Raw genomic sequence first — 25,451 nt, 5'->3', positions numbered from 1 at the left:
CAAAGCTTTTTTCTAACAGAATTATCCGATTAAATAAACGCTAAATTTAAAATATTCTTTTTATTTATTATAACAATTTTAAACTGCCATGTCAAAGAAAAATATAAATTAAATATATTTATATTTTAAAAGCATGTATAAATTCTTGCAGAATTACGGTACAAAGATAAACAGATAATGAATATTTGAAGAAAATTATCACTGAACTGCACACATGGCTAAAAAACCAATAAGAAATTAGAAATCATTTCGGGTTACAATTCCAACTGATAACTCTATTCTTCATAAAACACACATCGTTATCATAAAATTAAATAATACGATATCGGGGGGATTTTTGTGGACAGACGAGATTTTTATGACAGCGACGATGAGCAAAATAACCTTTACATAAATCCGGAAGAATACAGAAAAATGAGGTACTACAAAAACTATCAGAGTTATGAAAATTATCCCCAGGACTATAATCAAAATGAAAACGAAGAGCCAGTACATGAGAAAAAACCTATCGCCCATCCTATTTTAATCTTTCAGGTTATTGTCTGCCTTTTGGCGGCTATCGCAGTTTTTACTATAAAATCAATAGGCGGCGATTTATACGACACGATAAAAAAATACTACAGCCAATTTATAAATACGCCGGATGTGATAACCGATTTTATATCGGAAAACCAGTTAAATATGGCACAGCAGGAGAACACTGAAAATTCTTCTCAGCCGACAGAAGAAACAACACAGGAAACCTCAGAAACCGCTTCCGGTGATGAAAATGAATAAAAGAAAAATCAAACTGCGGGAGAAAATAAGTTTCAGTTTTCCCGCAGTAGCTCTCTTTGCCCTTTCCCTGCTTTTGGACAAAACCGGAGGAATTACCGCCTGCTTTATAAGTGCCGCTCTTCACGAGCTTGGTCATCTGTTTGCCATGGAGATTTCCGGTTATCCCTCTGAGAAAATAAAAATAAGGATTTTCGGCGGAGAAATCGTAAAGAAAAATCAAATTTCCAAACCTCTTTCCAAAGAGCTTTTTATAATCTACGGCGGCATAATTTCCAATCTTTTATTTGCTTTTGCTTTCGGCGGATTTTATTATCTTTTGAATAATGACTTTTTAAAATTGCTTTGTTTCACCAATTTAGGTTTGGGATTTTTCAACCTTATGCCTGCCTGTACCCTTGACGGCGGCGTGGGGCTGGAAATACTTCTTTCAAATTTTTTCGGCGCAGACTTTGCCGCCAAAGCCATAAATGTATTAACCGTTCTTTTGATAATCCCAATATTTACTCTGGGATTTATTGTACTTTTCAACTCACCCTATAATTTATCCCTTTTATTCATCGGGATTTATCTTACCATGTCTTTATTTATATCAGGAAAAAATAAAAGCGAAAAGTTTTCCACATAGAGCCTCTGCCATGTGGAAAACTTTTTTGCCTTGGGACTACAAAAATATTATTAAATATGGTATTATTAAATGGTTAAATTATAAGTATCACTGTATTTTTAAAAACGGAGGAAATAAATGATCAGCAAAGAAGTAGAAAAGCTTTTGCTTAAAGTTCAGAAGCCGGGACGTTACGTTGGTGGCGAACTGAACCAGGTTATAAAAAACAAAAAAGACGTGGAAATAAGATTTGCTTTCTGTTTTCCCGACACATACGAAGTGGGTATGTCCCACTTGGGCATGAAAATTTTGTACAGCCAGTTTAACTCTGTTCCATATATCTGGTGCGAAAGGGTTTTTGCCCCTTGGCTTGATATGGAAGAGCTTATGATAAAAAACAATATTCCACTTTACGCTCTTGAAAGCGGCGACCCAATAAGCGATTTTGATTTTATCGGATTTACCTTGCAGTATGAGCTGAGCTTTACCAATGTTCTCAACATGCTGAAGCTTGGAAATATTCCTATTCTTACAAAGGACAGAATGGATTTAGGACTTACAAATATTGTGGTTGCCGGAGGCCCCTGCGCCTGTAACCCTGAGCCTATCGCAGACTTTATCGACCTTTTCTTTATCGGCGAGGGTGAAGAGGTTGACCTTGAGGTTATGGAGCTTTTCAGAAAATGCCGTGCTGAAAACAAGACACGTCAGGAATTTTTAGAGCTTGCCGCTCAGATACAGGGCGTTTATGTTCCATCACTTTACGATGTTGAATACAACGAGGACGGAACAATAAAAAGCTTTACCCCGAAAAACAACGCACCAAAAACAATTCATAAAAGACTTATTATGGATATGGACAACCTCTATTATCCGGACAACTTTGTTGTGCCGCTTGTTGAGATTGTCCACGACAGAGCAGTTCAGGAAATTTTCCGTGGATGCATAAGAGGCTGCCGTTTCTGTCAGGCAGGTTTCCTCTACAGACCTGTAAGAGAAAAATCTCCGGAAACCATTGACCGCCAGTGCCACTTGCTTTGCCGGAACACAGGCTACGACGAGGTTTCCCTCTCTTCCCTCAGCTCCAGCGACTATTCAAAAATCGTTGAGCTTCTCACAAAGCTTAACAAGTGGTCACAGGACGAACAGGTCAGCATTTCCCTGCCATCTCTGCGTGTTGACGGCTTCACAGATGAGATTATGAGCAAAATTAAAACCGTTAGAAAAAGCGGTTTGACCTTTGCACCTGAGGCAGGAAGCCAGCGTCTCCGTGACGTTATCAACAAAAACGTACAGGAGGACGAGCTTTTAAACACCTGCACCGTGGCTTTCGGCGGCGGCTGGACTACAGTTAAGCTCTACTTTATGATTGGACTGCCAACTGAAACCTTTGAGGATGTGGCAGAGATTGCAAACTTAGGACAGAAGGTTGTTGACGCTTACTACCACTGCCCCAACCATTCAAAGGGTAAGTCAGTAAGAGTAACCGTTTCCGCATCTTCCTTTGTTCCGAAGCCTTTCACACCTTTCCAGTGGGAGCCTCAGGACACAATCGAAATGCTCAGAGAGAAACAACAGCATTTGAAAAACAGTATCACCACAAAGAAAATCACCTACAACTACCACGACTCCGACACAAGCTTCCTTGAAGCTGTTTTCGCCCGTGGCGACAGAAAGCTCTGCAAGGCAATGGAAATCGCAGCAGAAAGAGGTTTTCATTTTGACGGCTGGTCTGACTGCTTTGATTTGCAGAAATGGCTTGATATCTTTGAGGAAATCGGCATAGACCCTGCATTTTACGCCAACAGAAAGAGAAGCTTTGATGAAATTCTCCCTTGGGACCACATAGACTACGGTGTTACAAAGGAATTTCTCATCAGAGAATGTAAAAAGGCTTACGAGGACACTCCGACACCTCACTGCCGTTTAAAGTGCAGTAACTGCGGAGCAGCAAAGTATAAGGGAGGCGTATGTTTTGAAAAACGTGAGAGTATGGTTTGAGAAAAAAGACCAGTGCATATATATTTCCCATCTTGATTTAAACCGCTGTATGATTAGGGCAATTCAAAAAAGCCGTATTCCAATATGGCACACAGAGGGCTTTAACCCCCACCCCTTCATCACTTTCCCGATGCCCTTGTCTTTGGGTTTTGTAGGCAAAAAAGAATGTATGGACATGCGACTTTTAGAGGATAATTTTTCTTTTAAAGAAATTATTGACCGTCTCAACGACTGCCTGCCAAAGGGAATACGAGTTTTTGACGTGACCGAACCGAAAATGAAAGCGGGAGTTATCGACAAGGCTCTTTATGTATTAAAGCTGAACTGTGATGAAACAACACCGGAGGAGCTTCTGAAAAAGACAGAGGAGCTTTTCTCAAGGGATGAAATCATGGTGGACAAAAAATCCAAGTCCGGAATTAAACAGGTAAATTTAAAGGAATACCTTACCGACTACACCATTTCACTGGTTGACGATTATGTAAAGATAAAAATTATGCTTCCTGCCGGAAGTACATTAAACGTGAACCCTACCCTTTTGGTTGATGCTCTGGAAAAGGAATATTCACTTGAGATTTTCCCAAGAGTGACAAGACTGAATATTTTCAATAAGGACGGCGAGGAATTTGCCTGATACACTTAAATATCCGGTTGTCCTTATGGACGCCGACGAAACATTGCTGGACTTTAAAAAATCCGAGGACTTTGCAATTAAAAACGCTATGAAAGAATTTCGTCTCCCCTTTAAAGAGGGGGACGAAAAGCTTTACAGCCGCATAAACAAAGGAACCTGGAAATCCCTCGAGCGAAAAGAGATTACAAGGGAACAGCTTAAAACTCTGCGTTTCAGCCGTTTTTTTGAGGCTCTTGGCTATGATTTTGAAGTGGACTGCCACAAATTTCACAACTGCTATGTGAGCAATCTCTCCCGTTTTGGATTTATGCTTCCCGGCGCTATGGAATTTTTGCAGGAGATTTGCAAAATTGCAGAGGTTTACGTGGTGACAAACGGACTTGCCGCCGCTCAAAAAGGAAGAATGAAAGACAGCGGAATTGATAAGATTGTTAAAAAGGTTTTTATCTCCGAAGAAGTGGGTTTTCAAAAGCCTGAAAAGGAATTCTTTGATAAGGTTTTTGAGGAAATCGGACTTTGTGATAAATCAAAAGCAATAATCTTAGGAGACAGCCTCACTTCCGATATGCAGGGCGGAAAAAATGCGGGAATTGCCACCTGTCTTTATTTAGGCGATAATGATGATGTAGCTGATGAAAAAAATCTTTGTGATTTCAAGATAAAGGATTACAAAGAATTTTTCAGCATAGTGAGATACGACAGGAAAAATCCTTAAAAAATATTGATTTTTACGCCTCGCTGTAGTATAATAATTTGGTAACAATTTAAAAGCGGGTGTGGCGGAATTGGCAGACGCGCCAGATTTAGGTTCTGGTGGCAACACCGTGCAGGTTCAAGTCCTGTCACCCGCACCAAAATAAAAAGCCGGTGCGGACCGGCTTTTTATTTTTATTTGAAGGGATTTTATAACATGATAAATAACGAAGCTAATCTTTTATACAGTGTTCTGCTTTATGAAGAAGGTCATGTCAGACGTACACAACATATTTTAAAGGTTTATTCACTGTCGAAACTGCTCGGAGAAAGAGAAAACATTCCTGAGGAGGAACAGACTATATTGCAGGCGGCAGCTATTTTACATGATATTGCCATAAAATATTGCAAAGAACATTACAACGGAGATGCAGGTCAGGATAAACAAAAACGAGAAGCTCCGCATCTGGTTCAGAATTTTTTGAAACAGTCCGATTATTCTCCCTCATATATTCCAAAAATAACAGAACTTGTCATAAGTCATCATGACTACGATAAACCACGAAACAAGCTTTTACAGCTACTAATAGAGGCTGATTTAATAGTGAACTGTTATGAAAGCCACCCAACCCCTGAAAAAATTGAATACATAAGAAGAATTTTTCAAACTGAAACAGGTTCAAAATTGCTTGAGCTTTGCCTGAAATCCATTACATAATCGGAGGATTTATGAAACACTCGGAGATAATTGATAAACTTGAAAGAGAAATGATATTTTTTAACAGAAAAGACCCTATGAGAATACATCATCTTATAAAGGTACACCGCTTTGCCCAGCTTATAGGTCATATGGAAAACTTAGATAATCATACTCAGTTTTTGGTTGAATGTGCCGCCTTGGTTCATGATATAGGAATAAGACCATCGGAAGAAAAATACGGAAAATCCAACGGAAAACTACAGGAACAAGAAGGCCCTGCATATGCAAGAAAAATGCTGGAAAAACTCGATTTTGATGAGCCTGATATAGAGCGCATATGTTATTTAGTTGGTCATCACCACACATATAGCAATATAGACGGTATCGACTATCAAATTCTGATAGAATCTGATTTTCTTGTTAATTTTTATGAGGATTCAATAGAATATGACGCTATAAAAAATGCTTATCAAAAGATTTTCAAAACTGAGTCAGGAAAAACACTGTGCAGTGCATGTTATTTTGGTAACTGATAAATACTGTGAAGCATTTGTAATTGTACTGACAGAATTTATAAAAATCAAAAGCCTTTGGGATAATAAAATATCACGAAAGCAGGTGAATTGTATGAATGGTTTTAAAAAGATTATTTCCGCTGCAATGGTTTTGTGTACCGCCTCAATGATATTTTCCGGATGTGTCACCGACTACGAGATAAGCGACATTGAAAAGGAAATTTCGGAAAATATCGGGGTTAAAAACGCTATTGTTTTTCCGGTATATACGGAATTTAAGGGTGAGGACGGCTACACGGACAGAATATGGACAGCAAAAATTCCCGACTCAGGAATAGAATTTCACGTTATTGACGACTATCACTGGGGTATGGAATCCGTTACCAACTATCTAAAAAACGATTACGACGAAGCCGTGCTGGCATATATAGAAACTCAGCTTCCAAAGTTTGAATATATTAAAACCTCAACCTACAAAAAGGACGGTATTTTCTACGGTGAAATCACAGGAAAATATGAAAATCTCCAGGAATTAAAAGCCTGTCATGATGAGCTTGAAAATATTAAAAAGGCTTTTGAGGATTTAGGATATGATAATTTACAGATAGCCTATCAAATCGAGTATATTCATCCTTTGAGAAATATCACAGATTATGTTATTGACGATGGTGATGCTTGGGGAAACACGAAAAGTATAGACTCTTTTGAGGATATGAAGAAAGAATATATAACCACGGTTCTCGATTATAGATATGAGGATTTACAGTCCTTTTCCCCAGAGGAGATAAAATCATCTCTTGATAATTATATGTACCCCGTGGGAATATACCGAGGGAATCAAACAGACAAAAGTCTTTATGATGAAAGAGATATCGACTATTACGATGATATCATTGCCAACAAGTACGCATATGGAATTAGCTTTGGTTCACTATACGAAATTCTAAAACGTGAAAACATGAATCCGGAGGGTGACTATTGGCATTACTCCTTTACAGGAGCTGACGGAAGCGTCTATGAAATCTCCTACGATTTTAATGACTACCCATTTACCGACTCATACTCCGAAACAAGAAACGGCTATTACTACATAAAAGACGGAGAAAAGGTTCCTATGAACTATTATTTCTACAATCATTTCACCGAATCTGAAGTTTACAATATGACAGGACTGAATATTATTTTTTAAAGAAAAAGAAGTCAGCATTTAAAAACTGACTTCTTTTTCTTTTATAGCTGTATTGCACTTTGTTTGTCGTTATCTTCCCTGTCTTTTTCAATGTTTTTCAATCTGTCCAGCATATCGTCCATCTCTTCGCTTTCTTCCTCAGAAAGTCCCAGATATTCGGCAAAAAGGCTAAGATAATCCTCATAAATATTTATATACTCCATAGATTTTTCTTCTACTATCTCAGTACTGTTTTCCCATACATACTCATCTTCGCTTACACTGCACCATTTTAAATCCTTATCAAGCTCTTGTAAAAGATACTCAACCTCTTCATCGGTTCTGTCTACAAACCAATAATTTATATTTGCATAGTAATAATAATCCCTGTTATTTTCCTGTATGAGCCTGTCAATTTTTGAAACAAATATGAGATTGTTTGTGTTAAACTCTGAATTGTACTCTACATCGTTTTGAAGATAGTAATACAGATAGCTCAGGTTTTCTATATAGGTGCTTAAATCCTGTGTTCTAAAATTTATAAATACTTCAAATTCTTCCGGATATATTCCGTATTCTTTTAGAATGTTTTCTATATCCTCATCAAGGGTTTTTTCTTCAATTTCAGATTCAGACTTTTCCAGCTCTGAGTATGCCTGCACAACTGCGTCTATAGCCTCCTGCTGTGTTGCCTTGCCGTCTGTGTAGTCGCATACTGTCTGGACAGCATTGCTGTAAATATATCCGTCGTTATCCATGGGCAGTAATGCCTCTTTAAATTCATCAACAACTATTGCAAAATCTCCTACCCTTGCTCTCAATGAGTCATCTCCGGATGGATTGTCAGAGCATCCTGTAAAAACCGACACAGCAATAACCGCAAATAAAAATACCGATAAAAGCTTTTTCATTATTATATCCCCTCTTTAAATAATAACTGCCTTATTGTATTTTAAAACCCTTTTCTAACATTCCCGCCTCTGCGTCTTCCAGGTCACGCAGTGCATAATTCATGGCGACCTCTACCTCATCTATGTTTTGTTCTCCGATTTTTACTGTTGTAAAATAATCACGGAACATATCAGAATACTGACTATCGTTTAAAAAGCTGCTGATATCATCGGGAGCCATGTTTAACAGAAAATAATCCAGCTTATAAAAACAGTATTTAGCATAACAGTCAAGATAATTTCTGTATATCTCCACTACTTCATCCCTTGTTTCAGCTGTTTTATAGGGACTGTCAATATCACAATAAATATATTCGAGCCTTGAAAGACCGTTTTCCATTGTAATTTTCATTTCGTTGGGCATTTGACAAAGCTCTTTTAAATATTCAATTTCCAAATCCGGATTTTGAACAATAAGCTCTTCCAAAACATCGGCTTTTAGCGTTGAAATAGGCAAAGACTCCATATTACTGTAGGTCTGGTCAATAAGCTGAGAAAATTTTACATTTTCATCAGGGTATGAATTTAGCATAGAGTCGGAAGACGCCTCTTCCAGCACATTTCTTTGAGCTGTCACCTGAGAGCTTAATATACCCATATTGTACTGCAAAGTAAGCAAAGCTCTTTTGACATTTGTTTCGTATTCATCCCCGTACATGCTTTTTTCAGCAGGAACACTTCCCCCTGTTCCGTACATGTTTACAAGTATTCCTCCGGCAACAGCAATAATAATAGAACCTGCCACGATACACAAGACTGCTTTTGTACCTGCGGTTTTTCTCTGTTTGCTTATGTATGTTTTTTTATTCTTTTCTGAAAAAGAAACAAGGCAATCTAAAAAACTTCCGTGTACAAGCTCATATCCATTGTTGGCGTTTCTGACTATAAGTCCGAGCTTTCCTGCAAGCTGTTCATTTACCGAGAAATCAAACCATTCGTCACTGTTGTGTATTTCAGAAAGCATAAGCCTTGTTTTTCCCAGATACTCGGGAAAAGCTTTTCCGAAATTTTTACTGTGAAGCTTTTTATAATTTTTATTTACGACCTCGTACATCTCCTCAAGGGTAAGACAAGGTCGTTTTTTTCTGTTCATTTCCTTTGCAATATCCGGAAGCAAATGATAAAAAATATATTTCAGACAAAGCTGCATAGACCTGTTGCCCGGGTCAACTTTCAGCTGCGCCGAATACATTTTATTTAGATATACACAAACAAGTCCGTCAACGTCCTTTACGCTTTGAACCTTAGGAAAAAACTCCTTAGAATCATTTTCCGCCGACAGTATCTCCTTATAAAGCTCCAGCATCATAGGATTTTTCAAGAGCTCTCTCAGCTTCTGATTTTCAGGTATCTCAAGATTTTTTCTTTTAAGCTCTTCAATAACGGTTTCCTCTTCCAATGGCAAAAGCTCTGCAACCTTAAAAGAGCTTAGAGCGTACTCTGTCACATCCTTTGTTCTGTCAGTCACCAAAATTCCAACAGACTGCTTTTTACCGATTTCTTCAATTTCTCTTATAAGATTTTCCTTTCGGTTTCCCGCTTCGCTTAATCCGTCCAAAAGCAAAACTACAGTGGCTTTTCCGGTCTGCACTCCGGTTTCCTTTCCGTCTATAAGCTTTTCAAGTTCATAAAAAGCCGCTGTTCCGCTTTGAGTCTTAAAATTAAAGCTCAGATTTTTCAGCAGGCTTCTTCTTATATATCCGGTCTTATCTGAATAGTCGTTGTACTCCTTTAAAGAAACATAACAAAATACCGGCGCTTTCGGATGATAGGTTTTCACCCCTTCGCCCCAAAGCTTATGGAGTATAAAGGTTTTTCCCAAGCCTCCTGCGCCCTTTAAAAGAACCTTTCCTCCGTTTTCAATTATGGAATTAAGCTCCTGTAAGCCTATGACATATTTGTCCTTTGTCATAATCTTTCTGGGAAGAAATGTTTCACTGAAATTTTGCTTTCTGAAAAGCATATTGCTGCTTTCCCAAAGAGCAGCCTTTGATATTCCTTTTTTATTTATTCTGTTGATAAGCTCGTCTATATCCTTTTTAAGCTCATCTAAATTTTGATATCTTTTTCTTGAAATAATATGAAGTCCTTTTGTAATAATCTGGCAGGTTTTAAACTCCGCAGATTTTGCCTCACGGGTCAATATAGGTATGCCTTCTGAAAGCTTCTTTATAATACCGTTTCCGTAGATATCGTTTTCCGTAAGCCTGCACCCTGTTACCATTTTGAAAAACACTGCGCATATGGAATAAATATCCGCAGGAAATCCTATTTCAGAAAAATTTCTAAGGGAAATTTCCGGCGCAGTATAGCCTGCTTTTTCCGAAAACGCATAATCCTGCACGTTATTATCTTTCATATTCCAAACGCTGTTGTAATCTATCAAAAGCACCTGGTTTTCCATAAACAGAATATTATCAGGACTTATGTCCAGATGAAGCAAGGATTTTTTATGAAAACACTCCAAAGCGGAAATTATCCTTTTCATTATCACTGCCGCTTCAAGAAGCGTAAGGCTATCTCCCTTGCGCTCCAAAAGGCTTTCCAGATTTTCTCCGCCGTGGAGGGACAAAACAGAATAATATGTACCGTAAGCTTCAAAAGAGTTAATATTTCCGGAAACCTGAGAAGGCATCTCCGTCAGCAATTTAAGATTTATCTGATTACCCTGACGAAATTTCTGCTTGCTGTATTTCATAAGGTCAGAGCCGTCATTTATCCCAACAATGGAACCGTCCTTTTCACGATATACATACCCCTTGGGATGCCACGGAAAAAGCTCCTTTATATAAACCTGATGACTGTGCTCTGTATTAAGTCCGTCAGAATAGCTGGCCTTGTAAACGATAGAACTGCCTCCGAGTCCCTCTACACCGTCTATACGATATGAAACGCCGCCCAAACTTATATACTCACCGTTTTCTCTAAGCTGACGTTGGTAAGACATTTATCGTTACACCTCCGTTGATTTTATCACAGATAAATTAAAGTTTGCTTAACCCATATACCTAATAGTTATATTACCTGTCAAACAACACTAATAAATTTTAACGGATAAGGTTAAATATTTCTGCAACTTTTTTCCCTTTTTCAGCACAACAATAAAAATCTATTATACATTTGATTTTTTGACAATATTATTCATTTTCAGAATCATAAAAAAAATCATCCTTATTTTTATCGTCACCAAACAGCTTTCCAAGTGCTGTTTCTATCTTTTCGCTTATAGCGCTGTCACCGTATGCGGCACGCAGTCCGTACAGTGTAAGACAATCAAAAGGATTTCCCGGATCAAGAAGGTTCATTCCATACAGATTCAAAAAAAGGTTTATCTGTCTTATACGAACCTCTAACCTCACATCAGGATCGTAATCCATTAAATCCTCATAGGTATAAGCGCTCTCCTTTGTTTCCTCTGCGGTCATAAAATCTTCAGTAACAAGAAACAACAGCAGCATTGCTTTTCTGCTTACGTCTGTTTTCCTGTTTTTCATGCTTAAAATTTCTTTTTCTGTTGGCCAGTTTTTCTTTATAGCCCTTTGCAGATAACTAAACCCATTCAAAGATCTGGTCTTTGGAATATGCATTCTAAGATATTGGTCAACTGTTTTTTCAATAGAATACAGCTCCTCATCTGTTCCCGGCTTTTGCAGATAATTCAAAAGCTGTATAAATTTTCTGTACGCCGTTTCATGGATTACTCCCAGATTTCTGCTGTAGTTTTTAAAAAAGCTTTCCATTTCACTTTCATTTTCTACCAAAGAAAACTCGTCTTTCAGCTGTTTGGTATAGACTATATCAGAGTCCGTTATAAAATCTTTCTCCTTGTCCTTTGTTTCATCAATATAGATTTTATTCATTTTCTCATACAGTTCCAAAGCTTCAGCATATGGCTTTCCCTTTCTAAGGCAAAAAGCATAGACTATCTCTCTGGGATTTCTGTAGTGGATGCCTGTTTCCGAAGAGCTCGCAATAAGCTTATTGGCCAATTCCTCATTCAAATTCAAAATAAAGCAAATCTGAAATAACTGCTCTCTGTTTTGCGGTACATTACTGCCCTTCAGCCAGTTTCTCACCTTTCTGGAAATACTGTCCTCGTCTTTGCCGCTTATTTCGGTTAAACCATGTACCAGCTTCTCATTTAAGTCATCACCAGGATAAACCCATTTAATCAAATCTGCAAAACTTCTGTAAAGAGCACCGTTTTTTAAGAATTCCACTATTTCCTCTGGTGTCATATCATTTTTAGTTATTTGAATTATATTTGTCTTTGAAATGTGAGTAAAATAACGATCCATCCTATTTCTCCACCATGTATAAAAATAAAACAACAGGCGGTTTCTGCTGTCCTAAAATAAACATAACCGCTGAAAGATAAAACAAAAGAAATTTTATAAATATATATAACATATATATAACAATACATATTTCTACCTAAAAACACAAATAAGGCAATATATTTGCATTATACCACATATACCCCCTTAACTCAACATGTTTCTTTCATCAATTATACAATTATTTTATTTATTAGATGTAATAATAAGGATTAAACCTGTATTTTGCAAGCTCTTTATATACAAATTACATAAAAAGTTTACAGTTGCTATTTTATTTTAATATTTATTATAAATGTAAAAATCAAACATAAATACTTATATTACATATAAATATATTTAACCTTCCGCTTGTTATTTTAAGGCATATCTTTTAGTATTATATCATTACTAAATATATGATATGGCAACTTTTTTCCATAAAAAAGAACGCCGGTCACATATATGACCGGCGTTCTTCTGTGCTAAAAAACATAAAAGGAAGTAATAAAAATGAGAAACAAATTTAATCTATGTAAAAGAACATATTATCCGCTGTTAAGATTATATGTTCATCGTTAGTAAGTTTTCTTTAAATCAATTAAAGAAATAGTAGTAATAATCATCGGCACTTCCTGTGCTGTCGTAAGGATTGTAATCGTTGCCGAAGCTGTCTCTGATTCCGTTTGAACCGTCTGACTCGTTGCCGCTTTCGTTCTGTGCAGCTATATCCTCAGGCACTGCCTCTTCAAGAACCAAGCTCAATGTTCCTGTTCTGCCGTTTCTTTCAACTGTGAATTCAACGGTATCACCTACTGCCATTTTACTTATTTCTGTTTCAATATCTGAAGAGGTTGAAACGCTTGTGCCGTTTACGCTTGTAATGCGGTCACCGCTCTGGAAACCTGCATTTGCGGCATTTGAATTTATCTCAACGCTGGATACATAACATCCAGGCTCTGAAACTCTGTACATCATTGCTGTCTGTGCGTTTGTTATATCAACAAAGGACATTCCGAGACTTACTTTGCCTCTTACATATCCGTAGTTCATAAGGTCCTCAAGAATATCTGATACATCGTTAATCGGAATTGCAAATCCGATACCCTCAACGGATTCATTAACTGATTTTGCAATTATAATTCCAACCAGTTCTCCTCTTCCGTTAAAGAGTCCGCCGCCGCTGTTTCCGGGGTTGATAGAAGCATCCACCTGCATTACGTTGTGAGAAACACCGTCAATCATAACATCTCTGCTTACAGAGCTTATAATTCCCTGTGTAACAGAACCGCCCAGCTGTCCGAGAGGATTTCCGATTACAACTGCCTTGTCACCTGCCTGAGTTGTGGAAGAATCTCCTATCTCTGCCGGATCAAGACCTGTTGCGTCTATCTTAATCAAAGCTACGTCCAAATCTGCGTCAGTTCCAACCAGCTCTGCGCTGTAGCTTGTACCGTCTGCCAAAGTAACTGTGATGCTTGAAGCGTCCTCGATTACGTGGTTGTTTGTAACAATATATCCGTTTTCCGAAATGATTACGCCGCTTCCTGCGCCTGATTCAATGTACTGCTGTAAGAAGCTGCCTGTTTTTACAATTTCTGTTGTAATTTCAACAACGCTGTTCTTTGTAGAGGCTACAATATCGCTTGTGCTCATTTCACCGGTTGTTGAGTTTGTTTCTTCTGCTGTTGTAACAACCTTATTGATTGTCATTCCGTTTCCGCCGGAGCCTCCGCCGTTTACGTAATTAGCAACCATTCCTCCGCCGAAGCCCAACACTGCGGAAGCCAAAAGACTTACAGTCAAAACCAGTGCTGAAACTCTTACAGTCTTTTTCTCCTTCTTTGCCTTAGGAGCTTTCTTTTTCTTTCCTGCCGGATTTACATAGGAATTATTGTAATATCCTGCCTGCTGCTGGTTATAGTTTTGATTGTTTCCATAGCCGTATGCGCCGCCGGAATTCTGTCCGTATGTTCCGTTTGTTCCGTTGTTATTGTTATAGCTGTTGTTTGTGTTTGAGCTATAACTGTTATACGGCTGACTGCCGTATCTGTAATTGCCTGCTGAGTAGGAGTTTGAGGAATAAGAACCGGAATTATTATTGTTGCTGTAGCTTCCTGCGGTATATTTTCCGCTGTACTGTCCGTTATTCCATTCATAAGAGGCAGTACCGCCGTTATTTCCTGATGTTGTTGTATAGGAATTTGTGCTGTTGTATCTGCCTGAGGCTGAATAGTCAGTTGTTTTATATTCATCAGAAACATCTGTTACCTTGCTGTCATCAGCGGCAGAAGCGGTCTCTTCTTCTGCAAACTCAACATCCTTTAATATTTCTTCTGCGCTCTGTTCTTCTGAGCTGTATGTGCTCTCGCTTTCAGAAGCTTTATATTCATTTTTCTCTTCGGAAAGGTTTTCCGTTTCATTTTCTCTATTATTCAAACCGTCAAAGTTATTATAGTCTGACATATCTTTTCCCTCCGTAATAATATTATGTTATCGGCGTTTGCCGTTGTTCTTTGCTATGATTTAATAATATTCTTATAAGGTGACAATAAATTGAAATAACATTGAAACAAAATTGAAACAACTCTGAAATAAAAGCGACACAAAAAACGGCTCGGAAATCCGAACCGTTTTTCTATTATTTGATTATTCTGTTATTCGTATTTGTTCTTCAAAGCTGTCATTATCATGTTGGCGCACTTATACACATCTCCGCCGCCCATTGTAAGAACCAAATCACCAGGCTTTGCCTCTGAGCAGATATACTTGGTTATATCCTCAAATTTATCTATACATTCAGCGCCAGGAACCTTTTTGCCCAAGTCTGTGGAATAGATATTATAAGTATTTGTTTCTCTTACTGCAAGGATTTCTGAAATAACAACCTTATCAGGAATTGAAAGAGCCTTTGCAAAATCATCCAAAAGCATTGCAGTTCTTGAGAATGTATGAGGCTGGAACACAGCTATAACTCTGTCAAATCCCATTTCCATAGCAGCTGTAAGAGTTGCTGTAAGCTCTGTAGGATGATGAGCAAAGTCGTCGGCAACTGTTATTCCGCCTGCTTCTCCTAAAACCTCAAATCTTCTGTGTACACCGCCGAAGTTATGGAGATGCTCTGATATCTCCGCAGGAGTTGCACCGAGGAAATGAGCTGTTGCAGCAGCTGCCAAAGCGTTGTATATGTTATGCTTTCCCGGAACGCTGAGCTTAATTCTTGTAAGGAATTCACCTCTGTACATAAGGTCAAACTCTTCCTTAACACCTTTGCTCTCTGCAATATTTGCAGCATAGTAATCGTTTGTATCCATAAAACCGAAAGTAATTTTCTCTATCTTTGCTTCGCTTACACATTCAAGAGAATTAAGGTCGTCGCCGTTTACCACGATAACACCTGTGGTGAGAGCCACAAACTTCTTAAATGACTTTTTGATGTTCTCAAGATTTCCGAAATAATCCAGATGGTCTGCATCAACGTTGAGGATTATTGAAATATAAGGAGCAAGCTGAAGGAAAGTATCCACATACTCACATGCCTCACATACAATTATATCGCTTTTTCCCACATAGCTGTTGCCGCCGATAAATGGGAGCTTTCCTCCGATAATTGCAGACGGGTCAAAACCGCTTCCTATTAAAAGCTGAGAAAGCATAGCTGTGGTTGTTGTTTTTCCGTGAGTACCGGAAACAGCAATGCTTCTGTTATAACGTCTTGTAACTATTCCAAGCATTACGCTTCTTTCAAGACAAGGTATCTTTCTTTTTCTGGCTTCAACGAGTTCCGGATTATCTGATTTTACTGCCGCAGTATATACCACCATATCAGCACCGTCAACATTTTCTCCACGGTGACCCATATGAACTTCTATTCCCTCTTGTTTTACTCTTTCAAGTGTGTCAGACTCGTTGTTGTCGGAACCTGAAATTTTAAAACCTTCACTTCTGAGAATTTCTGCCAGCGGACACATTCCGCTTCCGCCAATACCGATAAAATGTATGTGTTTTACGTTATCTAAACAATTATTGTAATCCATACAGACACTCCTTACCCTTGATAATCCATTATACTCTGAACATATTATATTGCTAAAACACAAAAAAATAAAGTCTTTTTCTTAATTTTTTTCATCCTTTTTACTTTTTCCAAATTTATAAATTTTTCGTCAACATATTCTGTTGAACATTTAGAAAATCTTTCCCTTTTAGCCGCAAAAACATAATGGGACACAAATATTGAAAAGAAAATATCTTTATGTTAAAATTGTTTAAAAACATATTTATATGTAATCTATTATGCTTACGGAGAATGAAATGGAACTTAAAAAAAATGATATAATTGAAACTCATATAGAAGCGGTAAGCTCAGAGGGCAACGGAATTTGCCGTGCGGAAAACGGCGAGGTAATCTTTGTGCCAAACTCCGCTGTGGGCGATACACTAAAGGTAAGAATTGTCAAAAAGCTGAAAAAATATTCCTTTGGAAAAATTGAAGAGCTTATCTCCCCTTCCCCGGACAGAATCGAAACAGACTGCCCATGTTTTTATCAGTGCGGCGGTTGTGTCTACAGACATATTTCCTACGATACAGAGCTTAAAATAAAAGAACAGCGTGTCCGAGACGCTGTTGAAAGAATAGGTAAAATCACCGATGTAAAGGTTGATAAAATAGTAGGGTCTGAGCTTGAAGAAAGATACAGAAATAAAGCCCAGTACCCTGTTGGCAAAAATCAGTCGGGAGAAATCATCAGCGGATTTTACGGACTTCACAGTCACAGAATAGTATCCTGCGACGACTGCCTTCTCCAGCCTGAAATCTTCTCACAGATAAATAAAACTGTTTTGGATTTTATGAAGTCAAGCAAAAACGATGTCTATGATGAAACAACACACAAAGGAAAGCTTAGACATATCTATTTAAGACAAGGAGAAAAAACCGGCGAAATAATGGTATGTCTTGTGGTAAACGGAAACGGACTTAAAGACGAACCAATCCTTGTAAAAGAGCTGACGGAAAAATTCCCTCAGATAAAAAGCATAGTCGTAAACTCCAACAGGGATAAAACTAATGTTATATTAGGAAAAAGAAACCGTGTTGTATTCGGTCAGGAATACATAACCGACCAGCTGCTGGGCGTAAGCTTTAGAATATCCCCACATTCTTTCTATCAGGTCAATAGACGCCAGGCGGAAAAGCTGTACAGTATAGCCGCAGAATACGCACACCTCAGTAAGGACGATGTTTTGCTTGACCTGTACTGCGGCACAGGCACAATAGGCCTTACAATGGCGAATAAGGTAAAAGAGCTTGTAGGCGTTGAAATTGTAGAGGATGCCATAAAAGACGCAAAAATAAATGCGCAGATTAACAATGTGGAAAACAGCAGATTTCTCTGCGGCGACGCCTCTTATGCCGCCGACGAGCTAAAAAAAGAGGGAGTCCGCCCCGACGTGGTAATAGTAGACCCGCCGAGAAAAGGCTGTGACGAGAAGCTGTTAAATACAATAAAAGAGATGTCACCAAAAAGAATAGTATATGTATCCTGTGACCCGGGAACATTGGCAAGAGATTTAGCCATTCTAAAAACCTTAGGCTATCCCCCACAAAAAATAACCCCAGTAGACATGTTCCCCAGAACAGCACATGTGGAGACGGTAGTTTTGATGTCAAAAACCGAAAAATAAAGCCTGATTTACAACGTTTTCCGGCACATTTCAGAACGGAGAGCAATTCCCCTCACCAGACTGTTTCTGTTGAGGGGAACATTTCTAAAGAGCAAATTTGTTATTCAAAACCATGCCACAACCTACCAGTGAGCAAATTAGATATTTTGCCTTGACAGCAGTTTAGTCCACTCGACGGTCAGAGTGGTGTCTGGGCAATGGGATAGATGTTGAGAAAGTAGGGAATACCTTTGGGGCGTGCAAAGAAAAAAAGAGTAGCAAGAATGATAAAGCATATGTTTACCAAAAACTCTATTAGAGCAAAGATGGGAAAACCTATATTTTTCACTTTGACTCACTATGCAAAGAACATCCTTCAAAAATGCAAGATTAAAGAATGTAGTATTCTTTAGAGGAGGGATGTCTATGATTAGTAATATCTTAACGGTTTTATCTTTTATTATATTATTGTTGAGCTCTTTAGTTAATTGTAACTTCCTATCCCGATTACTCGGGGTTTCGAGCAGTTGAATAAGATTAACCCCCCTCTTAACCATCACGGTTGAGAGGGGGTTCGTGCGTTTATGAGACTTTATCTTTCAATTTTAACATTGAGTCCCGACTTAAGTTCCACTATGAAATGGTCATCGTAGACAGTGAATTGCTTGCCCCAGGTGTCCATAGCGGTTTACTGTTTCAGTTCCCTAAGCCGTGAAATTTCATCGGCAACCAAATAGAAGTTTTTCTTATTGTTCGCCTTATGAATCAGCTCTATAAGAATTTTATTATCCACCGCCAGTTGAAACGGCGGTTTTGTCATGCCTATTCTGCGGACAATGAAGCACCCCACCTGTTAGATAGTAACTGTCTAACAAATGGGGTGTTGTTCAAAAGAGATGATAACGGTGCTTTTATTTGCAATGTAATCCAAACCACACTCACTTATGCAATATCAACGGAGCATGAAGCGGTTTCTTAATCAATTTTTCATAATCAGTATGCAAGCACAGACTATTTCATTTATTTGGATATTTTAATGCTGGCTATTATAGCCTGAACATCTGCGTCTTCAAGGCTTATCTTATCCCCGTTTTCAAGGCATATCGTAACCTGTATCTGATCTGATTCTTCTTCTCCTGTCCAAAGGATTGCGATAGGTGTACCTATACTCTTTCCTGTGAATCCTTTCCAGGTATAGTCACCGATAGTAACAGGCTCAATGTCGGCGGTTTCTTCATACAGCTCTTTCATAGGCTCCATCATAGGATTATCAGATCCAAAATAGCTTATCATAACATAAGGTGTTGTAAAAAGATCCCAATCACTTTCCGCACCTTTAGCGATTTGAATCACATTAGGATCGTAGCCTTCTTCATACTCATCAAAGTAATCTGTGCCGTGAAAACCCATCCATCCGTCGGGAACAAGCGCACTGATATTTCCGCCGTCAAAGGTTTCGCCTTTAATTTCCGCAGGTTCCTTTACAGCAGGGTCACCGGAACAACCGGCAAAAAACGCTGTTAATATTGCAGCTACAAGTATAAATACAATATTTTTCTTCATAGTAATTCCTCCTATTTCGTTACTATTTGTTTTGCTCAATTCTTACTTTCCAATAGGTAAAATCCCGTGTTTTGTCAAAGGATCATATTTTTTCAAAAGAACCATTTCATAGTCATACAGCAGACAATACCGCCGTTACCGTTTTATATTACTGTTATTATCTAACATTTTTTCGCTTTTTTATCACAAGTAAAATAACTACTACGGCAATGCATCCTATTACCGGAACAGCAATAACGGCTGCGAGCCACCACGGGAAATCTGTTTTCTCATCATTGCCGAGATGAGTCGGCTTCATAATGCTTTCGCTGTTATTATCCTGTTCAGCGGTATTATTTGTTGTATCGCTTTCCTGGGTAATGCCGTTATATTTTATGTTCTTTACCTTTATTGCTTTACAGTTAAGGCAGGTATAAACCTTTTCGCCGTCAGCTTGTGCAGTAGGTTTTTTGGTTATTTTCCCTGAGTCCCAATTATGTCCTGCAGAAGGGACTTCCGCACGTTCCGTAACACCGCAGTCACATTCCCGTACCGTTATGCCACTCTCTGTGCAGGTTGGTTCGGTTATTACCTCCCACTCTCCGAAATTATGGGTATGGGCAGTTGTACTCTCCTGAAACTCCGGGCTGTATTTTACCGGTTCAGTCCTGGTTGCTTTACAGTTAAGGCAGGTGTAGACTTTTTCCCCATCCGATTGTACAGTAGGTTTTTGGATTATTTTTCCTGAATCCCAATTATGTCCTGTAGCAGAAACTTCCGCACGTTCCGTAACACCGCAGTCACACTCCCGTGCCTTTATTCCAATCTCTGTGCAGGTTGGCTCCGTTATTACCATCCAATCACCGAAGCTGTGGGTATGGACAGTGACCCTTTCGTAATATTCTACACGGATAAGGCGGCTGTATACCGGTTCGCTTTCGGCTCCTCCTGATACATTCCACGCAGCATAACAGTACCATTTAACGCCGATTTCCTCCGGCACCTGATAGCTGTCACCTTCCGCACCAAAAACAGCACGGAGCATTGCCATATTTTCCGTATCGGCAACGTACCACTGATACCTCAGTGTACCTCCGTCAGGCACAGTTGCGTTGGCATACAGAACAATACTTCCACCGCCAATTTCCATGTAGCAATCCGGCATTTCTGTCTCTATCACCGGCTTTTCCACGCCTGCTGCACAGACTGCGACGACAGAAAAACAAGCAAGAGTCACTACAAGAATAAAAACGGAAATGATTTTTTTCATACCTATTCTCCTCTCAATTGTTTCGTTGTCTGTTATCTTTTTACAGCCGAACAAGAGACAAGCTTCCTTTAAATAACGCTGTTTACTCTGTATATACACATAAACAGATTCAGGCTCTTTCCAGAAGAATTGTTCCGTAACCGTAAACAAGGTATCCATCCGTTGTCACTGAAATCTCCGCAAACGGATCTATTTTTTCTCCGAAAACTTCTCCCTCTGTCTTTGTATCGTAATAGAACTTTCCATTTTCTTCTTTCCACTTTGTGCTGTCAACAACGGCATAACCGTCATCACGGATAACAGCTCCCTGAGCTTTTGCTTGTTCTCTCATTTCCTCCGGAACAAATAGGAGTGTGTTCAGCACGCCGTCCTCGGCAAATTCAGTAGTACACTGCATCATTCGAGCAATATCATCAAATTCTTCCTTATCAGGTATATTGTCCGGCGTAAAAACCTTCTCACCTTCCGGTGTCGGCATACGAAGTTCTTTTATTTTCCAAATTCCACGGATATCCATATTGTTTTCTCCTCATTAAAATTAGGTTTATTTTGGAAAAGGCTTGCCGTAACAAGCCTTTTTCCGGGGTATGGATGATTATACAATGTACTTATTTCTTGTTGAACACAGCGCCGATTATGTAAAGAATCGGAAGAACAAGACCTAACACCAAAGAAAGTATGCTGAAGGAACCTCCGCCTGCTGAGTTCAGTATTGTTCCTGCAATACAAAGCACTGCTACAATAATGCCCCACGCCATACATACTCCGGCTTTTTCGGGCTTCTTGCAGTTTACTACACCGATAATTCCGGCAACCAGCTGTGCAACTGCACTGACAACCATCAATGCAACGGATGCATAAAGCATTGCTGAAGAAGCTTCTCCGTCACTGATATAAACAAGGGCGGCAACTCCAAGTACTGCAATAATACTAAGAATGATAGAAATTCCTCCGCCTATGATCATCAAAATACCTGTCACTTTCAAAAAACCTGATCCTTTTGTTTTTTCCATTATTAAATCCTCCTAAATAATTTTTATCTAAAGCGGACAAGTTACCGCTTTAATCCATTTTAACTTAAGCCCATGGGTCGGCAGCTTTCGGTGTTCTCACTCCTGTCAGCAGATACTGCTCCCATAAAAACCACTTGCCGTCAGAGCCACGCTGGCGCAGCTTAATGGGACGAGGAGCGTCAGCACCGCCGCATGGGATAAACAGCTTCATATATCCCTGTTCCTCACCGGATACGTGATTACTTTCTATAACGATAGTATACGGTATTGACGGAGTGTAGTTGTTGTCGGGCTTTGAGCCTGCAAAATAGGTAAAGGGCAGATAGGTTTTGCCGTCACGAAAGCGGTCGTTGAGAAAAGAAATATCCTGTCCGTTCAGAGGACGTGGGCCTCTAAGCCAGTTCAGCATTTCCGCACCTATGTTTTTGTCCGCAGCGTAGGCACAGAGAGCAAGGACAGTGAGTGCCGCCGTTTTAAAAGGTGTATCGAGGCTTGCCTCCGGAAGCGCCTGCATTTCTGCAAGACTCTCCGGCAGGGAAGAAAACGTAAACGTTTCCCTCTTGTTTCCGATGGACTGAGCAGCGGTGTTTACCGTATGCATGGCTGTATTTTTAAGTTTGTCAAATATACCCATAGTTTCAACCTCCTCTGATATAAATTTTATAGCTGTATAATTTTCGTACCCTTAGAATTTACCTCCTCCGCCGCCGTGTGTCGAGCCTGAGGAAGATGTATGGGTACTGCTTCCTCCGGAGCTGTTATTTTTCGGTCTTTCAGTTCGGGTGACGGTGTTGTACAGGAACAGGTCACGGCTTTCCGTAATATTCAGACTTCCGTTCTTTATATAATTTCTTGCTGCCGCTTGAAAGCGCACCGTTTTGAGCTTTGCTTTCATTGTTCCGATTATGAGAAAGGACAGACATATGCCGATTGCCAGGGAAATGGGAATCCAAATCAGCGGAAGAGGCTCACGTGGCAGATTACCGATATCATAGGGTGCACCGGTTCTTGCCTGGGTTATAAAATCATCGCAAAGCTGTGCATAGGTGTTAAAGGCTTCTGCAAAATTACCGCCTGATAAATCCTCTTTCATTTGTTCTCCGATATATTCGATTCCTGCGTCGGTAAACGCCGTAATTCCATAACCGCAGGTGGATATGTACCAGTCATTGTCCTCCGTGCTTATTAAAAGGAGCAGTCCGTCTCTGTTTGCACCGTATCCGAAATTTGCGTAATCGTATATATCGTCGGCAAAGTCACGGGGTGTAGACCCCTCCAGCGTATCTGTGGTCAGTACAATGATATCCATTTTCTGACGCTCGCTTATTTCATCAAGCTTGGCGGTAAGTGCCGCTTCCTCGCTGTCGGAAAGAAGCTCTGCCAAATCCTGTACACGTTCGTATTCATCCGCAAACCCCTCATTTTCGGCAAAAGCAGAGACCGTACCGCAAAGGCAGAGAACAAAGGAAATCATAATAACAAGTATTTTCTTTTTCATTTCCTTTCCCTCCTTACAGCAGTCCGATTAAGTATAACAGCCATGCGCCGCCGTAGACTGCCGCCGAAAAAATTGACGCCAACATAATCGTCCATCTGGTTACAGCGCCCTTATCAACAGGCAAATCTCCAACGAACTTTCCGGTCTGTCCGTTCATAGCAAAGGTGTATTTATTGCCTTTCCATGTGGTATTGAGAAGCCAAACAGGATAAAGAGCATAGCGTGCTTTTCCGCCGTGAAGCTGCACACTGGTGTTTTCCGGTATAACACTTGTATATCCCTTAACCGTTTTGGCAAAAGCCTCCTCCGCTGAACGCTTGATACGCTGATTAGCACGGTCAATGCTTTCCTCAGCTGTCACATCATATTTGTCCGCCAGATATCCGGCAAGATAAGCCGTCTGAAAATCCACTGCCTCAGAAAATTTAAAAGGCTCGATGGATTCCATCAAATCGTCTGCCATTTTGGATGAGCCGTCAACGGGAACATGCTCAAAGCCGACGCTGCCGGCTCTGTGAACCATAAAGTAGCTTGTTTCGGTGTAGTTATAGCCGCTGTCGCTCCATTTACGGACTTTGGTGGCACGGTAGCGTATTCGTGCGTCAACATCAGTATCAAACAGCCAGAAAGGCACATATATTCCCTTGATTTCATCAATGTGGTTTTGACTCTTGAAAATCTTCGGCAGGAAACGCTTGCCTGCCAGGTGATTCATAAGCCCTGCCTTTGCCGCCTTTTTGTCAAGCTTAAACGGTATCACAAGATCGGGCTTTAAATCCCCTGAAAACTGACCCATCATCACCACGGGGTTGCCGCAGAAAGGACAGGATGTGGCTGCCATGTTGGCGTCGCCTACAATTTCACCGCCGCAGGATTTGCACACATAGGAGCGCAGACCGTCAGTCTCTCCCTCCTGCCAGCTTCCGCCGGCTGATGTTTCCCATTCCATTCTGTCCGATTGTTCTCCCTGCAGCGCATCGTCATATCCTTTCAGCGAGTCCATTTCGAACTCGGTGTCACAGTACGGACACTTCATCTTCTTAAGCGTACTGTCAAAGGCTATGGCGCCGCCGCAGCAGGGACATTTGTATTCCTGCAAGGTTTTCATGAAAAACACCTCATCCTTTCTGATAATAAACTGATATTTTTACAATGCGAAATATCTTCGTCAAAACTCAAGCGTACTGAAATATAAAAGCTTTTCATTTAATGAGGCTGCCGCACTCCGGACAAAACTTCGGAGGTTTACTCTGGTATTCCACAGTTCTTCCGCAGGAGGCACAGCCGATTGTATTTGAAACAGGCTTTTGTTCTCCGCAGTTTTCGCAGAATTTTCCGCTGTTCTGTGTTCCGCAGGACGAGCATATCCATAGGCTTGTTTCGGCAGCAGCGGATGCTGCGATTTCAGGATTATCCGGACATACCGCCCGAACACAGGTATCGTCCGTAATTATAATATTTTTCCCTTCAATTCGCTGCATCAGCAAATCCGTTATATACTCCATATCGTCTTTATATATCCTGTAAAGCTTAGAACCGGGGCTGTCGGGGCGGTGTCCTTCGCTCAGCTCAAATTCTATCTCGTCGAACCAAGGTGAATCCACCATAATTGTCATATTGAATTCGTAATCATATTCGTAGCGGGGAGGAGTATAGCTCTTCTCATTCCCCTCGGAATCCTCATAAAAAATTTCTTCCTTATTTTCTCTGACGTCGGTAATAACATTGGTTACCTGAGAAAGTGATATGATATCCGGATTGCCGCTGCGCCAATCTGAAAGCCCGGTAACAATAAACTGCTTGTTGTCAAAATCAAAACAAATCTTTTTTTCGGCTCCGAAAGTATAGTCACTCTTAAAATTCTGAAGCTTTGTCTTATTTTCCTCACGGTAGGCAAGCTGGCGCTTTATATCCTCCACCGTAGAGCGGCGGCGGCCGCTAAAAAACGGAGAAAGCTTTTTGGCACAGTCCTTGCACAGATTTCCGTTTTCCAGCTTACGGTTGCCTAAAAAACCTATCTTTTCTCCGCAGACATCACAGTATTTTTTATCAAACAGTCCCATGCTATGACCCTCCTTCTTTTTGCCGTATATTTATTCAATTGCG

22 protein-coding genes and 1 tRNA gene are annotated in these 25,451 nt (G+C 39.8%); 10 read left to right on the top strand and 13 right to left on the bottom strand.

Going from position 1 to position 25,451, the window contains the following annotated elements; all coding sequences use genetic code 11:
• Positions 1 to 339: 339 nt before the first annotated feature.
• The 9 genes from CGICJO_RS05090 to CGICJO_RS05050 all read left to right on the top strand — a co-directional run bounded on the left by CGICJO_RS05090 (position 340) and on the right by CGICJO_RS05050 (position 7,113).
• Complete coding sequence (locus CGICJO_RS05090; protein WP_486499872.1) at positions 340 to 777, top strand: hypothetical protein; 438 nt, start codon at positions 340 to 342, stop codon at positions 775 to 777.
• Positions 770 to 1,402: a zinc metalloprotease gene (locus CGICJO_RS05085; RefSeq protein WP_486499871.1), complete on the top strand. Its 633-nt coding sequence runs from the start codon at positions 770 to 772 to the stop codon at positions 1,400 to 1,402. The genes CGICJO_RS05090 and CGICJO_RS05085 overlap by 8 nt, the downstream gene beginning before the upstream one ends.
• A gap of 117 nt (positions 1,403 to 1,519) precedes the next feature.
• On the top strand, positions 1,520 to 3,382 hold the full coding sequence (locus tag CGICJO_RS05080) for a TIGR03960 family B12-binding radical SAM protein (protein WP_486499870.1): 1,863 nt from the start codon (positions 1,520 to 1,522) through the stop codon (positions 3,380 to 3,382).
• Positions 3,366 to 4,016: a TIGR03936 family radical SAM-associated protein gene (locus CGICJO_RS05075; RefSeq protein WP_486499993.1), complete on the top strand. Its 651-nt coding sequence runs from the start codon at positions 3,366 to 3,368 to the stop codon at positions 4,014 to 4,016. The genes CGICJO_RS05080 and CGICJO_RS05075 overlap by 17 nt, the downstream gene beginning before the upstream one ends.
• Positions 4,009 to 4,731 carry a YjjG family noncanonical pyrimidine nucleotidase gene (locus CGICJO_RS05070; protein ID WP_486499869.1) on the top strand — a complete coding sequence of 241 codons (723 nt, stop codon included), beginning with the start codon at positions 4,009 to 4,011 and terminating at the stop codon, positions 4,729 to 4,731. The genes CGICJO_RS05075 and CGICJO_RS05070 overlap by 8 nt, the downstream gene beginning before the upstream one ends.
• Positions 4,732 to 4,786: 55 nt before the next feature.
• Positions 4,787 to 4,870, top strand: a tRNA-Leu gene (locus CGICJO_RS05065).
• A 56-nt stretch (positions 4,871 to 4,926) separates the two neighbouring features.
• Positions 4,927 to 5,427 carry an HD domain-containing protein gene (locus CGICJO_RS05060; protein ID WP_087376340.1) on the top strand — a complete coding sequence of 167 codons (501 nt, stop codon included), beginning with the start codon at positions 4,927 to 4,929 and terminating at the stop codon, positions 5,425 to 5,427.
• 11 nt (positions 5,428 to 5,438) lie between these two features.
• A complete protein-coding gene (locus tag CGICJO_RS05055) occupies positions 5,439 to 5,942 on the top strand; it encodes an HD domain-containing protein (protein WP_486499868.1) in 504 nt (167 codons plus the stop codon).
• Between the two features lie 94 nt (positions 5,943 to 6,036).
• On the top strand, positions 6,037 to 7,113 hold the full coding sequence (locus CGICJO_RS05050) for a hypothetical protein (protein ID WP_486499867.1): 1,077 nt from the start codon (positions 6,037 to 6,039) through the stop codon (positions 7,111 to 7,113).
• A gap of 41 nt (positions 7,114 to 7,154) precedes the next feature.
• Here the strand turns inward: CGICJO_RS05050 and CGICJO_RS05045 are convergent, their stop codons facing one another.
• The 5 genes from CGICJO_RS05045 to murC all read right to left on the bottom strand — a co-directional run bounded on the left by CGICJO_RS05045 (position 7,155) and on the right by murC (position 16,395).
• Positions 7,155 to 8,003, bottom strand: a complete 849-nt coding sequence (locus tag CGICJO_RS05045) for a hypothetical protein (RefSeq protein ID WP_486499866.1) — start codon at positions 8,001 to 8,003, stop codon at positions 7,155 to 7,157.
• A gap of 31 nt (positions 8,004 to 8,034) precedes the next feature.
• Positions 8,035 to 10,989 carry a protein kinase domain-containing protein gene (locus CGICJO_RS05040; RefSeq protein ID WP_486499865.1) on the bottom strand — a complete coding sequence of 985 codons (2,955 nt, stop codon included), beginning with the start codon at positions 10,987 to 10,989 and terminating at the stop codon, positions 8,035 to 8,037.
• A gap of 190 nt (positions 10,990 to 11,179) precedes the next feature.
• Positions 11,180 to 12,340: a hypothetical protein gene (locus tag CGICJO_RS05035; protein ID WP_486499864.1), complete on the bottom strand. Its 1,161-nt coding sequence runs from the start codon at positions 12,338 to 12,340 to the stop codon at positions 11,180 to 11,182.
• A gap of 615 nt (positions 12,341 to 12,955) precedes the next feature.
• Positions 12,956 to 14,824 carry a S1C family serine protease gene (locus tag CGICJO_RS05030; protein ID WP_486499863.1) on the bottom strand — a complete coding sequence of 623 codons (1,869 nt, stop codon included), beginning with the start codon at positions 14,822 to 14,824 and terminating at the stop codon, positions 12,956 to 12,958.
• Positions 14,825 to 15,015: 191 nt separating this feature from the next.
• Positions 15,016 to 16,395, bottom strand: coding sequence for a UDP-N-acetylmuramate--L-alanine ligase (gene murC / locus CGICJO_RS05025; RefSeq protein ID WP_486499862.1), 1,380 nt, complete (start codon positions 16,393 to 16,395; stop codon positions 15,016 to 15,018).
• A 277-nt stretch (positions 16,396 to 16,672) separates the two neighbouring features.
• Here murC and rlmD point away from each other — a divergent pair, with 277 nt between their 5' ends.
• Positions 16,673 to 18,043, top strand: coding sequence for a 23S rRNA (uracil(1939)-C(5))-methyltransferase RlmD (rlmD, locus tag CGICJO_RS05020; RefSeq protein ID WP_486499861.1), 1,371 nt, complete (start codon positions 16,673 to 16,675; stop codon positions 18,041 to 18,043).
• Between the two features lie 999 nt (positions 18,044 to 19,042).
• On the opposite strand, the gene CGICJO_RS05015 is transcribed toward rlmD, so the two are convergent.
• The 8 genes from CGICJO_RS05015 to CGICJO_RS04980 form a co-directional block, all read right to left on the bottom strand.
• Complete coding sequence (locus CGICJO_RS05015; protein WP_486499860.1) at positions 19,043 to 19,585, bottom strand: hypothetical protein; 543 nt, start codon at positions 19,583 to 19,585, stop codon at positions 19,043 to 19,045.
• A gap of 157 nt (positions 19,586 to 19,742) precedes the next feature.
• Positions 19,743 to 20,834, bottom strand: coding sequence for a hypothetical protein (locus CGICJO_RS05010; protein ID WP_087378832.1), 1,092 nt, complete (start codon positions 20,832 to 20,834; stop codon positions 19,743 to 19,745).
• A gap of 109 nt (positions 20,835 to 20,943) precedes the next feature.
• A complete protein-coding gene (locus CGICJO_RS05005) occupies positions 20,944 to 21,351 on the bottom strand; it encodes a hypothetical protein (RefSeq protein ID WP_087378830.1) in 408 nt (135 codons plus the stop codon).
• Positions 21,352 to 21,442: 91 nt separating this feature from the next.
• Positions 21,443 to 21,847: a hypothetical protein gene (locus CGICJO_RS05000; protein ID WP_087378828.1), complete on the bottom strand. Its 405-nt coding sequence runs from the start codon at positions 21,845 to 21,847 to the stop codon at positions 21,443 to 21,445.
• Positions 21,848 to 21,911: 64 nt separating this feature from the next.
• Positions 21,912 to 22,481 (bottom strand): DUF6935 domain-containing protein, encoded by a 570-nt coding sequence (locus tag CGICJO_RS04995; protein WP_486499859.1) that lies wholly within the window; start codon positions 22,479 to 22,481, stop codon positions 21,912 to 21,914.
• A gap of 51 nt (positions 22,482 to 22,532) precedes the next feature.
• A complete protein-coding gene (locus CGICJO_RS04990; RefSeq protein ID WP_486499858.1) occupies positions 22,533 to 23,345 on the bottom strand; it encodes a TPM domain-containing protein in 813 nt (270 codons plus the stop codon).
• Between the two features lie 13 nt (positions 23,346 to 23,358).
• Entirely contained in the window at positions 23,359 to 24,453 is a 1,095-nt protein-coding gene (locus tag CGICJO_RS04985; RefSeq protein WP_486499857.1) for a TFIIB-type zinc ribbon-containing protein, read from the bottom strand.
• 94 nt (positions 24,454 to 24,547) lie between these two features.
• Positions 24,548 to 25,408, bottom strand: a complete 861-nt coding sequence (locus CGICJO_RS04980) for a DUF4428 domain-containing protein (RefSeq protein ID WP_486499856.1) — start codon at positions 25,406 to 25,408, stop codon at positions 24,548 to 24,550.
• Positions 25,409 to 25,451 lie beyond the last annotated feature (43 nt).

It is taken from the genome of Candidatus Limousia pullorum (genome assembly GCF_057405065.1).
The sequence above is the reverse complement of the archived record's forward strand: the minus strand, read 5'-3'. Positions and strand labels throughout refer to the sequence as shown.